At 65.7% G+C, this 12,643-nt stretch carries 12 protein-coding genes and 1 pseudogene; 3 read left to right on the forward strand and 10 right to left on the reverse strand.

Going from position 1 to position 12,643, the window contains the following annotated elements; genetic code table 11:
• Positions 1–962, forward strand: a 962-nt coding sequence (locus ACXJL8_RS18550; RefSeq protein ID WP_456685374.1) for an NtaA/DmoA family FMN-dependent monooxygenase, incomplete at its 5' end; no start/stop codon positions are given.
• A gap of 259 nt (positions 963–1,221) precedes the next feature.
• Here ACXJL8_RS18550 and ACXJL8_RS18555 read toward each other — a convergent pair.
• The gene (locus tag ACXJL8_RS18555; protein ID WP_456685375.1) at positions 1,222–2,883 is read right to left on the reverse strand and encodes a thiamine pyrophosphate-binding protein; all 1,662 of its coding nucleotides are present in this window, start codon (positions 2,881–2,883) and stop codon (positions 1,222–1,224) included.
• A gap of 151 nt (positions 2,884–3,034) precedes the next feature.
• Here ACXJL8_RS18555 and ACXJL8_RS18560 point away from each other — a divergent pair, with 151 nt between their 5' ends.
• Positions 3,035–3,466, forward strand: a complete 432-nt coding sequence (locus tag ACXJL8_RS18560; RefSeq protein WP_456617448.1) for a TfoX/Sxy family protein — start codon at positions 3,035–3,037, stop codon at positions 3,464–3,466.
• Here the strand turns inward: ACXJL8_RS18560 and ACXJL8_RS18565 are convergent.
• From ACXJL8_RS18565 to ACXJL8_RS18575, 3 genes are all read right to left on the reverse strand, one after another.
• Positions 3,420–3,926: a GFA family protein gene (locus ACXJL8_RS18565; RefSeq protein ID WP_456617447.1), complete on the reverse strand. Its 507-nt coding sequence runs from the start codon at positions 3,924–3,926 to the stop codon at positions 3,420–3,422. The two genes, ACXJL8_RS18560 and ACXJL8_RS18565, sit on opposite strands and share 47 nt — an antisense overlap.
• A 234-nt stretch (positions 3,927–4,160) precedes the next feature.
• Positions 4,161–5,288 (reverse strand): alkene reductase, encoded by a 1,128-nt coding sequence (locus tag ACXJL8_RS18570; RefSeq protein WP_456617446.1) that lies wholly within the window; start codon positions 5,286–5,288, stop codon positions 4,161–4,163.
• A gap of 122 nt (positions 5,289–5,410) precedes the next feature.
• Complete coding sequence (locus ACXJL8_RS18575; RefSeq protein WP_456617445.1) at positions 5,411–6,907, reverse strand: aldehyde dehydrogenase family protein; 1,497 nt, start codon at positions 6,905–6,907, stop codon at positions 5,411–5,413.
• A gap of 189 nt (positions 6,908–7,096) precedes the next feature.
• Between ACXJL8_RS18575 and ACXJL8_RS18580 the strand changes: the two genes are divergently transcribed.
• Positions 7,097–7,942 carry an SDR family NAD(P)-dependent oxidoreductase gene (locus tag ACXJL8_RS18580; RefSeq protein ID WP_456617444.1) on the forward strand — a complete coding sequence of 282 codons (846 nt, stop codon included), beginning with the start codon at positions 7,097–7,099 and terminating at the stop codon, positions 7,940–7,942.
• A gap of 60 nt (positions 7,943–8,002) precedes the next feature.
• Here ACXJL8_RS18580 and ACXJL8_RS18585 read toward each other — a convergent pair whose 3' ends face one another.
• The 6 genes and pseudogenes from ACXJL8_RS18585 to ACXJL8_RS18610 all read right to left on the reverse strand — a co-directional run.
• The gene (locus ACXJL8_RS18585) at positions 8,003–8,209 is read right to left on the reverse strand and encodes a hypothetical protein (protein ID WP_456617443.1); all 207 of its coding nucleotides are present in this window, start codon (positions 8,207–8,209) and stop codon (positions 8,003–8,005) included.
• Between the two features lie 71 nt (positions 8,210–8,280).
• Positions 8,281–8,694, reverse strand: coding sequence for a Rieske (2Fe-2S) protein (locus tag ACXJL8_RS18590; RefSeq protein ID WP_456617442.1), 414 nt, complete (start codon positions 8,692–8,694; stop codon positions 8,281–8,283).
• Positions 8,695–8,714: 20 nt separating this feature from the next.
• Entirely contained in the window at positions 8,715–9,827 is a 1,113-nt protein-coding gene (locus tag ACXJL8_RS18595) for an amidohydrolase family protein (protein ID WP_456617441.1), read from the reverse strand.
• 15 nt (positions 9,828–9,842) lie between these two features.
• The gene (locus ACXJL8_RS18600) at positions 9,843–10,907 is read right to left on the reverse strand and encodes an amidohydrolase family protein (protein ID WP_456685376.1); all 1,065 of its coding nucleotides are present in this window, start codon (positions 10,905–10,907) and stop codon (positions 9,843–9,845) included.
• 140 nt (positions 10,908–11,047) lie between these two features.
• A complete protein-coding gene (locus ACXJL8_RS18605) occupies positions 11,048–12,265 on the reverse strand; it encodes a hypothetical protein (RefSeq protein ID WP_456617439.1) in 1,218 nt (405 codons plus the stop codon).
• A pseudogene (locus tag ACXJL8_RS18610) lies at positions 12,262–12,643 on the reverse strand (hypothetical protein); the annotation flags it as partial. The gene ACXJL8_RS18605 and the pseudogene ACXJL8_RS18610, both read right to left, overlap by 4 nt.

Raw genomic sequence — 12,643 nt, forward strand, 5'->3', positions numbered from 1 at the left:
ACAGCGCCGCGCGCGGCGCCGGCAAGGAGAAGCAGACCGGACACGACGACCGCTACGACATCGCGGACGAATATATGGAGGTGGTCTACAAGCTCTGGGAAGGGAGCTGGGAGGACGACGCGGTGCTGCGCGATCGCAAACGCGGCATCTTTACCGATCCCACCAAGGTTCATCGCGTCAACCACGAGGGCGCGAACTACCGCATCAACAACACCATTCACCTCAGCGAGCCGTCGCCGCAGCGCACGCCGGTGCTGTACCAGGCCGGCACCTCGCCGCGCGGGCGGCAGTTCGCGGCAAAGCATGCCGAATGCGTGTTCATGTCGGGACCCTCGGCCAAGGTGATCGGCCCGCGCGTGTCCGCGATCCGCCAGGAAGCTGCCGCGGTCGGCCGCAACCCGGCGGAAATCCTGATGTTCTCGATGATGACGATCATCCTCGGGCGGACGGAAGCCGAAGCCAGGGAAAAGTATGCCGACTACCGCCGCCACATCAGCCCGGAAGGCGCGCTGGCGCTGATGTCGGGATGGACCGGCGTCGATTTCTCCGGCTACGACCTCGACCAGCAGGTGCGCCACGTCCAGAACGACGCCGGCCGCAGCGCGATGGACAATGTCACCCGCGCCGACCCCGACCGCGTCTGGACCGTGCGCGACGTCATCGAGCATGTCGGCGTCGGCGGCGCCGGCCCGGTCGTGGTCGGCACGCCGGAGATGGTCGCGGACAAGATCGAGGCATGGTTCGAGGCAACCGATGTCGACGGCCTCAACGTCGCCTTTGCGATCTCGCCCGGCGATTTCGAGGACATCGCCGACATGCTGGTGCCGGAGCTGACGCGGCGCGGACGGTACAAGCCGGAGTACGCGCAAGGCACGCTGCGGGAGAAGCTGTTCGGTGCAGGCCGCGCGCGGTTAGGCGCGCCGCATCCGGCGGCGGGGTATCGGGTGGGGAAGACGGGGTAGGCGCCACCCCCAATGTCGTCCTGGCGAAAGCCAGGACCCATTACCCCAACAGGGAGTTTGGCGAAGACTGGTCGTTCGGGATTAGCACCACCCGCACTCGATAGATCACGCGGTATGGGTCCTGGCCTTCGCCAGGACGACGATGTGGGGACATTGTGCCCCAACATCGTCATCGGGACTGCGCGCTAAACCCTCAGTGTCGTCCCGGCGAAGGCCGGGACCGGCCTTCGCCGGGGCGACGTTGGGAAGCAGTGTGACCTCACACCTTCCCGTCCACCATCACCTCGATCAGCTTCGTCCCCGGCCGGTTGAACGCCGACGACAGCGTCGCTTTCAGCTCGCGGGGATCGCTCACCTTGATCGCCTCGCAGCCCAGCGCCTTCGCGATCCCGGCGAAATCGACCGGCGGATCGACGAAATCCATGCCGACGTAATTGTCGTCGCCGTGAAACGCGAGCAGGCGCTGCTTGATGATGCGGTAGCCGCCATTGTTGGCGATGACGACGTTGAGCGGCAGCTTGTGATGCGCGGCGGTCCAGAGCGACTGGATCGAATACATCGCGCTGCCGTCGCCGGAGAAGCACACCACCGGACGATCCGGATTGGCGATGCTGACGCCGACCGATGCTGGAAGGCCCCAGCCGATGCCGCCGGAGGCGAGGCCGTGATAGCCGAAGCGGTCGCGGTGCGGGCGCAGGTTCGTGATCTGGCGGGCTGAGGTGAGGCCTTCGTCGACCAGGATGGCATTGTCGGGCATCGCCTCGACCATCTGCAACACCATCCAGTCGGGATCGATCGGCGTGCGGCCGGCGCTCTTGCCGATCTGCTCGACCAGCGCAGCGCGCCGCGCGGTCCAGTTCTTCGGCGCGAGCTCGGCGAGACGCTGCTTCGCGCGGCTCGCCAGGGCCGCGCCGCCCATCTCCTTCAGCACCGGGATCAGCGCACGCAGGGTTTCCTTCAAATCCGCCTTCAGCGCGATCTCGGCGCCGTAATTCTTGGCGATCTCCCAATCGACCAGACCGACCTGCACGATGCCGAGACCGTCCGGCAGCGCGTCAACGTCGCTATAGACCGACATCCGCAGCGGATCGCCGCCGAGCGCGATCAGGAGGTCATAGGGCGCCAGCGTGTCGCGCGCGACCTTCTGCACACGCGCCAGCGTGCCGACGAAGCTCGGGCTCTCCGAGAGGAAGTGCGAGCCATAGGGCGTCGAGGACTGATAGGCGGCCGCGCCGAGCAGCTCGGCGAGCTCGGCCGCTTCCTTCAGCGCGTCGCTCTTGACCACCTCGTCCATGGTGACGATGACGGGACGTTCGGCCTTCAGCAGCCGCGCGGCAAGGGCCTTCAGCGCCTCGTCCGACGGCCTGGTGCGCGCGTCGATGCGGGTGGAGCGGCCGAGATCAATGCCGGCTTCGCTGTTGAGAATGTCGCCGGGCAGCGAGATGAACACCGGCCCGGTCGGCGGCGTCATCGCGACCTTGGCGGCGCGACGCACGATGCGCGGCAGATCCTCCAGCCGCGTCACCTCGACCGCCCATTTCACCAGTGGCTCGGCCATGCGCACCAGCGGGCCGTAGAGCACCGGCTCCATCAGGCCGTGGCCCTGCTCCTGCTGGCCCGCGGTCAGGATCATCGGCGTGCCCGTGAACTGAGCATTGTAAAGCGAGCCCATCGCATTGCCGAGACCGGGCGCGACATGGACGTTGCAGGCGACGAGCTTGCCCGACGCACGGCTGTAGCCATCCGCGATCGCGACCACCAGGCTCTCCTGCATCGCCATCACATAGGTGAGGTCGGGATGGTCCTTCAGCGCATGCATGATCGGCAGCTCGGTAGTGCCGGGATTGCCGAACAAATGGGTGATGCCCTCGTCCTTGAGCAGCGCGAGAAAGGCGGAGCGGCCGGTGATCTTGTTCTTCATGTTTCCTCCAGGCCCCGCGGGTGTTGCCGCAAGGTGAGGCATGATGGCCGAACTTGGCCGAGGCACGCAAGGAAGCGCCGTCATGGCAGACTTGCGCCGGCGTGCTCAAGCTGGGAACATGCTCGGGCGTAAGCCTGCACGGGGAGACGCGATGGCCTATGACGAGAACACCGCGGCGCGGGTGCGCAAATTACTGGCGGGTCAGCGATACGTCGCGGAAAAGAAGATGATGGGCGGCCTCTGCTTCATGGTGAACAACACCATGTGCTGCACCGTGAGCGGGCGCGGCGGCATGCTGATCCGCGTCGGCCCAGACGCGCATGCACGCATGCTGCAAGAGCCGCACACGAGCCCGATGGAAATGCGCGGGCGCATCATGACCGGCTTTGTGCGGGTCGCGCCGGACGGCTATCAGAGCGATACTGAGCTGAAAAAATGGGTCAAGCGTGGGCTCGACTTCGTGGCGGCGAATACCGCGGGAGGCAAAGCGGCGCCGCGGAAGGCCGTTGCGGCGAAGACCAAGGTCGCCGCTAAGGCTAAGGCAGTTCCTCGCGGCCGAGCTCGAAAGGGTCTTCACCGCTAGCGCGCTTCTTCTTTTTGGAGCGCTGCCAGACCACGCCGGGAAAGCCCTTCAGCGGCACCAGCGGCTCGCCGGTATAGGCCCACTCCTGGAGCTCTTCGATGGCGATGTGATAGAGCGGCTGGCGGCCGGTGCGCTCCTTGAACAGGGCGCGCGGGATGTTGACCATGTGCGGGCCTCGCGGGCGCTCGTAGGCGATCGGCGTACCGCAATGTGCGCAGAAGCTGCGCGCGGTTTTGGTCGCCTTGTCCTCGTAGCGGGCGAGCGCAGTTTTTCCCGAAATGATGCGAAAGCGCTTCTTCCAGCTTCCGACATAGGTCGCATAAGCCGCGCCGTGAGCGCGGCGGCTGGCGGCGGAATGATCGTGCCAGGCCCAGCGCGCAGGGACGTCGATCTCGAAGGTAACCTTGCCGCAGAGGCATTGCCCGCTGGCAGTTCCTGCGGCGACTGCGGCTTTGGCCATGGTGGGTTTCTCTCCGTCGTCATTGCGAAGACGACAATACACGATTGTCATTCCGGGGCGCGACGCTCCCGGGCCGCGTTTCGCGCGGTCCCGTCGCGTCGCCCTGGAATGACGGAAGAAGCCGTAGCCCGGATGGAGCCCCGTAGCCCGGATGGAGCGAAGCGTAATCCGGGATCTCGCTTCGCGGCACGAAACCCGGATTWCGCTTCGCTCCATCCGGGCTACGAAGAACGCTTACGCCGGCGTCAGTTCGTCATACACCGGATAATCGGTATAGCCCTTCTCCTCACCGCCATAGAATGTCGCGCGGTTGTACGGCGTGATCGGGTAGTCGTGCTGGAGGCGGCGCGGCAAATCGGGATTGGAGATGAAGATGCGGCCGAAGGCGATGAGATCGGCTTGGCCATCGGCGATCGCCGCGTTGGCGGTCTCGCCGGTAAACCCACCGGCGGTCATCAGCACGCCGCTGTAGAGCGGACGGAACAGCACCATCGCCGACGGCACGTTCTGCCAGTTGACCTCGGCACGTCCCGACCCGCTGGATCGCGGCTCGATGAAATGCAGATAGGCGAGACCGAGCTTGTCGAGCGCCTTCACCACATGGGTGTAGAGCGGCATCGGATCGGGCTCGCCGGAATCATTGGCAATGCCGTGGGGCGACAGCCGCACGCCGACACGATTGGCGCCCCAGACGTCAATGGCAGCCTGCGTGACTTCCAGCAGCAGCCGCGCGCGGTTCTCGATTCCGCCGCCATATTGATCGGTGCGCTGGTTGCTGCGCGACTGCAAAAACTGCTCCAGCAGATAGCCGTTGGCGCCGTGGATCTCGACGCCGTCGAAACCGGCGGCAAGCGCGTTCTTCGCACCCTGCCGGAACGCCTCGACAATGCCCTTGACCTCGTCCGTCTCCAGCGCGCGCGGCGTCTCGTAGTCCGCGATCTTGCCGTCGGCCGTCATCGCCTTCATGCCTTCGGCCTTGATCGGTATGGCCGATGGCGCGACCGGCAGCGCGCCGCCATGGAAGGAGGAATGCGAGACGCGGCCGACATGCCAGAGCTGGAGGAAGATGATGCCGCCCTTGGCGTGCACGGCATCGACCGCCTTGCGCCAGCCTGCGACCTGAGCCTCCGAATAGATGCCGGGCGTTGCGGGGTTACCGCGCCCCGTGGACTGCACCGGCGAGGCTTCGGCGACGATCAGACCGCCTTGCGTCGCGCGCTGACCGTAATATTCGGCATTGAGCGGCCGCGGCGAAAAGCTGTCGCGCTCGGCGCGCATGCGCGTCAGCGGCGCCATCGCGACGCGATGCGCCAGCTTGTACGGACCGACCTGCAACGGTTTGAACAACGCCGGGAATTTCATGCTGGCCTCAAAGTGGCTATGGAAGGATGCGGATCATATAGCGAGGGGCGGTCACGGAAAAAGGTGCCGCCCCCGCAAAAGCAGTTATTCCCTCCCGCGGAACGCGCGGGAGGGAATGGGCCTTACGCCGTCTTGATCCAGACGGCCTTCACGTTGAGATATTCCTCGACGTGCTGCTTGCCGGATTCGCGGCCATAGCCGCTCATCTTGTAGCCGCCGAAGGGCATCGCCGGGTCCATCGCCTGGTAGCAGTTCACCCACACCGAGCCGGCACGCAGCGACTTTGCCACCGCATGCGCCTTGCTGACGTCGCGCGTCCACAGGCCGGAGCCGAGGCCGAACGTGGTTGCGTTGGCGCGCTTGACCAGCTCGTCCATGTCCTTGAAGGCAATCGCGGAGATGACGGGACCAAAGATCTCCTCCTGCGCGATGCGCATGTTGTCCTGGACATTGGCGAACACCGTCGGCGAGACGAAGAAGCCCTTCGACAGCGCGCCCTCGGTGACGCGGCCGCCGCCGGCGAGCGCCTTGGCGCCTTCCTTCTGGCCGATGTCGAGATAGCTGGTGACGCGCTCCAGCTGCTGTTCGGAGACCAGCGGGCCGATCTGGGTGTTGGGATCGAGGCCGTTGCCGACCTGCAGCTTCTTGCCGAACTCGGCGACGCGGCCGACGAACTCCTCGTAGATCGACTGCTCGACGAACAGCCGCGTGCCGGCGCTGCAGATCTGGCCGGAATTGGCAAACACCGCCATCGCGGCGCCCGGCACTGCCGCATCGAGATCGGCATCGGCGAACACGATGTCCGGCGACTTGCCGCCGAGCTCCAGGGAGACGCGCTTGAGGTTGCCGGCCGAGGCGCGGATGATCGACTGTCCCGTGACATGCGAGCCGGTGAAGGCGACCTTGTCGACATCGTGATGCGAGGCAAGGGCCGCGCCCGCGGTCTCGCCATAGCCGGGCACGACGTTGATGACGCCGGGCGGCACGCCCGCCTCCATCGCAAGCTCGGCGATGCGCAGCGAGGTCAGCGGCGCTTCTTCGGCCGGCTTCAGCACCACGGTGCAGCCGGTCGCGATCGCGGGGCCGATCTTCCAGATCGTCGCGGTGAGCGGACCGTTCCAGGGAATGATGGCTCCGACGACACCGACCGGCTCCTTCAGCGTGTAGGAGAAGATCTCGCCCGGCAGCGAGTTCTCGACGGTCTCGCCGTGGATCGCGGTGGTCTGGCCGGCGTAATAGCGCAGCATGCCGATGGCGCGCAGGCGGTAGGCGCGGGTGCGGCTGAGCGGCGCGCCCATGTCGAGCGTGTCGAGCTGCGACAATTCGTCGAAATTCTTCTCGACGAGGTCGGCGAGCTTCAAAAGCAGGTTCTGCCGTTCGAACGGCTTGACCTTGCTCCAGGGGCCTTCGAAGGCGCGGCGGGCGGCGGCAACGGCGCGGTCGATGTCTTCCTTGTCGCCTTCGGCAACGGTTGCGAGCAGCTCGCCGGTGGCGGGATTGTGGGTCTCGAAGCGCTTTCCGGAAGCAGCATCGACCCACTTCCCGTCGATCAGCATCTGCTTGTAGGACCCGTTGGCGAACGGATGGCGCGTGATCGGAATAGCCTGCGACACAGCCATGGCTGCACTCCCTGTCAGGTGATTGATTGGTTCGATCTGGGCGGGATCGTTAAGTCGAAGAGAATACAGCGGTGGCGGAGAGGCGTAAAGGCGGCCTGGAACGAAGACCTCCCATGCCGACTTGTGCAGGGTCGCGCGAGCGCCATGTTATAGCTCGACCGAGTGCAACGCCCTCCCCGGAGACGATCCATGCCACACCCCGCCATCATCAAGGACAATGTCGCTGTGATCACGGGTGGCGCGTCCGGCATTGGCTTTGCCGCCGCCATGTCCTTCGCCCGCGCCGGGATGAAAGTGTGCATCGCCGACGTCGATCAGGCCAGGCTGGCGGAGGCCGCAACAAAACTGTCATCTGTTGCGGTTGCCACACATGTGACAACGTTCGCCGTCGATGTCAGCAGGGCGGAGAGCGTCGCGGAACTGGAGCGCGCGGTGCGCGAGCGCTTCGGCGGCACCGATATCCTCATGAACAATGCCGGCATCCAGCCCGGCAGCACGCTGTTCGGCGAACCCGACAATTGGCAGCGCATCATCGGCGTCAACATGTGGGGCATCATCAACGGCTCGCGGATTTTCGCACCCAGCATGATCGCGCGCGGCAAGGCCGGCCTCATCATCAACACCGGCTCGAAGCAGGGCATCACCACCCCGCCCGGCGATCCCGCCTACAACGTCTCCAAGGCCGGCGTGAAGGCTTTTACGGAAGCGCTCCAGCATGAGCTGCGCAACACGGAAGGCTGCCACATCACGGCGCATCTGCTCATTCCCGGCTTCGTCTTCACGGAACTCACCGCCAAGGGCCGCACCGAAAAGCCGGCCGGCGCCTGGACGCCCGCGCAGACCGTCGATTTCATGCTGACGCGGCTGGAGGCCGGCGATTTCTACATCCTGTGCCCGGACAACGACGTGCCGCGCGCGCTCGACGAAAAGCGCATGCTGTGGGCCGCCGGCGACATCGTCGAGAACCGGCCGCCGCTGTCGCGCTGGCATCCGGACTATGCGGACGCGTTCGCGAAGTTCGTGAAGGGGGAGTAGGCGAGCACCGCTCTCTCACTCCCTCTCCCCGTCCTTACGGGGGAGAGGTGAGGAAACAGTCTACAGCGTTTCCTGCTTGTGCCCACACTGCTTGCAGGCGAACTTGACGCGGGTCTGGCCCTTCGGCGCCTGCACCCGGTTTGGCGCGCCGCACTTGCCGCAGACGGCCTCGATGCGGGTATCGCCCTGCTTCACGACGATGGACTTCTTTTCCATCGATTCGCGGATCAGGCGCTCGGCCTCCTCTCGCAGGGATTGTTTGGACAAAGCTCATCTCCGGCATGAATGCGGGCGAGGCTTATCGCACCTGCGCCGAAATCACAATCCGAAACGGCCGCTCACACCTCGACAATCACGTAGCTGTCCTCGACATGCACCGGAAAGGTCTCGGCGACATACGGGCCCTTCTGCAACGCGTCGCCGCGTTCCACCGCGACCGGATAGGACCGGATCTTGACCCGTTTCGGGTCGAACCAGGACTGACCGTTGCGCATGTCGAACTCCCAGCCGTGCCAGGGACAGCGCAGCATCTCGCCGACGCGCGATCGCTGATAGATGCCGGGCTCGGGCGAGGTCAGCCGCGCCACGCAGGCGGCCTTTTCGAGCGGGGCGCCCCCGTGCGGGCAGCGGTTCAGCAGCGCAAAGAACTCGCCGTTGACATGGAACACGACGATGTCGCGCCCGGCGATATCGACGACCTTGTTGCCGCCGGGCGGGATCTCCGAGATGGAGGCGACGATGTGACGGGCCATATCGCTTCAGAACCCCCGGATCAGAGCTTGTAGACCGCGCGGGCGTTGGTGCTGAAGATCTTCTTCCGCTCGGCTTCCGTCAGCGGCGTCTTGAAGGCAAAGCGCGGATCGTCGAAATCCCAGTGCGGATAGTCCGACGAGAACAGCAGGCGGTCGATGCCGACCCATTCGATCAGCGAGCGCAGGTGCCGCGCCTCGTCGGGCTCGTCGATCGGCTGCGTCGTGAACCAGAAGCTTTCGCGGACATATTCCGACGGTTTTCGCTTGAGATTCGGCACCTCGCTGCGGAAGCGCTCGAAATGCTGGTCCATCCGCCACACCGCAGACGGGATCCAGCCGAAGCCACCCTCGATGAAGACGAACTTCAGCTTCGGAAAGCGCTCCGGCACGCCCTCGATGACCAGGCTCGCAAGCTGCGCCGCGATGGTATGTGCGTTGGACTGGTGCTCCTCGACATAATAGGACGGCCAGCCGCCGCCGGTCGGCGCATGGCCGCCATAGCCGCCGACATGGATGCCGAGCGGCAAGTCCAGTGCCTGCGCGCGCTCATAGATCGGCCAGTAACGGCGGCGGCCGAGCGGCTCATTGGCGCGCGGCGAGACGTTGATCTGGATGTACTCGCCGATTTTGGCGCAGCGCTCGATCTCGGCGATGGCAAGCTCGTTGCCGTCCTGCCCGACCAGGATCGAGGCCTTCAAGCGCGGATCGCGGTGCGACCAGAACGCCAGCTGCCAGTCGTTGATGGCACGCTGGATCGCGGCACCGAACTCGAGGTTCTGCTGCGAGAAGATGAAGAGATCCAGCACCTGCAGAATCCCGAACTCGACGTCGAGCGGATCGAGATGCTGCTTGCGCATGAAATCGAGGTCCGAGCCGGGCGGGCCGCCGGTCGGCGGCCAGGCATCGCGGCGCGCGATCAGCGGCGAGGAGCGCGGATAGGGCGTGGTGAAGAGATAGGGCGTGCGCAGATGGCTGCCATATTCCTTCAGATGCTGCTGCCAGCGCTTTGGCAGGAACTCGTTGAGATCGTCGGTCGAGCGCAGGCTCGGATGGACATCACAATCGACGATACGCAGCCGCGTCTCGGCAGGCTTCTCGTCGTCGCGCAGCGGGCGGTCGATGACGTCACTCATGCGAAACCTCCGGAATCAGTTGGCAAGCGACAGCCGCGGAAACGTCTCCAGCGGATTGTCGACGCACATTTTCGATATCAGGCTCTTCGGCAGGTTCGGCGGGATCGGATCGTCGCCGTCGAACTGCCAGTGCGGATAATCGGACGCGAACAGGAACATCTTGTCGGAGCCGATCTGGTCGATGATCTCCTCGACGCTCTTCGCATCGCCCGGCGCGTCGAACGGCTGCATGGTGACGCGGAAATTGTCGCGGATGATCGCGGCCGGCTCGCGCTCGACCCAGGGCACCTCGACGCGCACGCCGCGCCAGGTCTTGTTGGCGCGCCACATGAAGGCCGGCAGCCAGCTCACGCCGGACTCCATCAGCACGACCTTGAGGTTTGGATATTTGCCGAACACGCCCTCATAGATCAGGCTCAGGATCTGCGCCTGAAACGCCTGCGCCTCGACGAAGTAATATTCGTAGCGGTGCGACGGCCAGCCGGCCGAGCTCGGCGCCTGGCGATATTGCGTGCCGGCGTGGATCGCGAGCGGCAGCTGGTATTTCTCCGCGAGCTGATAGACCGGCCAGAAGTGCCGCCGTCCCAGCAGCGTCTCGCCCTGCGCCAGCACCAGGATGGAGACGAAGCGGTTGTCGCCGGCGCGGCGCTCGATCTCCTCGATCGCCAGATCCGGCGCCTGCATCGGCACCACGATCGAGGCCCGCAGCCGGGAATCGCGCGCCAGCCATTCGGCAGCGATCCAGTCGTTGATGGCCTTGCAGAAGTCCGCCGCCATGTAGGCGTCGAAGACGGCCTGCGCACCGTAGAGCACGTTGAGGATGGCGTGACTTGCGCCCAACTGCTMGAACGCGCCCTTCTGCACCATGGCGAGATCGGAGCCCGGCTTGGCGCCATTGGCCGGCCGCCAGTCGGCGCGACCCGAAAGCGGCATGCTGGGCGGATAGGAGGTGAGATCGAGCCCGTCGATGGCGCGGCTCACCACCTGCTCTTTCCAGTGATCGCTGAGATAGGGCAACAGCGTCGTGCGCGTGCCGCCAACCGCCGGGTGGATGTCGCAGTCGATCCGCGTCACCGCCATGGATGCTTCCTCGGGCCGTCTTTATTGGCGGCGTTCTTTGCGCCGCTTGTTCAGAGTGCTCCGGGTGGGACCGGCGCGCAAGAGCGCACGCCCGCGCGTTCCGTCATGGCTCGGTTGCATTTCGCAGACGCAATATGATGTCAGGCGGGCGCGCGGCTCGGCGCGCCGGCGTCCGCCATGATCAGGATCCGCTGCACCAGCGCAATCGCGGTCTCGGTGGCGGGATCGGCAGAGATCACGGGGACGGCAAGCACGAGAATGTCGACCGGGTCCTGCGAGAGCACGACGAGATGCGTCGCGTTGCCGGCCGCCATCAGCGACATCAGCCGCTCCACGGCCGGATCGCCCGGTAGGTGTCCCCACGGCGCATCCGACCGCCGCAGCACGCGGTGCGTCGCGAGGCGGTTGCGCAACAGGAGAGGATCGTAGGCCGCAAGGTCATCCTCGCGGTAGCGCTGCGCGCTCTCGAACAGCGGATGACGCAACAATTCCGCGATGAGCTGGTCGCGCCCGGTCGCCGGCGAGATCGCGACCGAGCTCAGCACGCCCGGTGCGCGGGATTCCAGAGTGGCCCGCAACGTGTCGGTCATCAGGCCGATGGTCAGCACGCCCGAGACGGCAATGGCACAGAAGCGCGCAATCTGGGCTGCATCGACATCGGCGGCGACGAAGGAAGCGGCGAGACCGAGCAGGGCCGAACTCGCCAGCCGCAACACCGTGAGCAGGACGCCGTGCCAGCGTGCTTCGCCGCTGCTGCCGGCGATCAGGACAGCGGTGACGACGAGCAGCGCGCCGAGCGCGCCAAGCCTGACCGGCATATCCGGCATCAGCGCCCCGAAATCGGTGACGATGAAGGGCAGCACGATGATCGCGCCGACCGTCATGCGATCGATGCTGCGGTTCTCGGAGGCCATCAGCGACTGGCGGTCGCGCGTTGCGAGCATGAACGCGCAAGCCGCGAACCCACTGAGCAGGAACAGCGCCAGCGCGACGGCATAGGGCATGTCGAAATGCCCGAGCCCGAGCGCACCGCCGATGCCGAGCACGACGGCGCCGGTGATCACCGCCAGCTTGATGGCGCGGGGCGCGTGCCGCCTCAGCATCCCCTCGGTCACGATCAGCGCACCGAAGGGAATGGCGGCGGCAGCAATCACCGAGAGGTCGTCGAGCAGGCTGCTTCCGGTCAGCCACGCCGTGCTGCGCATCAGGAAGAGCAGCGCGACGATGCCGAGTGCGATCATCAGGCGTCCGGTCAGCGGGCTGCGCGCATCGCGGCGATAGAGCGCGAGCATGGCGACGCCGAGCCCGATCGCGCCGCAGAGATTGACGATCGCATTGGCAATGACCGCCGAATTCATCGGCTGCTCTCCCGCCGGGGCCGCAACGTGCCGAAGCTCCTGCTGTCGTCGAGCCAATACACAACCGGCAGCACCAGCCGTTGCAATCCGAGGATCACGGATGCGACGAACAGGCCGGGCAGCGAGCGGTGCGGCACCTGCTCGAACAGATAGCTGCGCGCAGCCGCAAGATCGACCCGGCCGATCTGGATGAAATCATCGCCGCGGTCGTAGTTCAGCTCGCGGGCGCAGAACTCGCCATACTGCGCGTCGCGATGCTGCGGCGCTTCGGCAAACGTCTTCTTCAGCGCATCGGAGCCCCCGGTATAGGCATCGGTGATCACGAAGCGGCTCTCGTCGAAGCCGGCATCGCTGCCGACGCCAAACACGCTCCGATGC

The organism is Bradyrhizobium sp. P5_C11_2, from assembly GCF_054049755.1.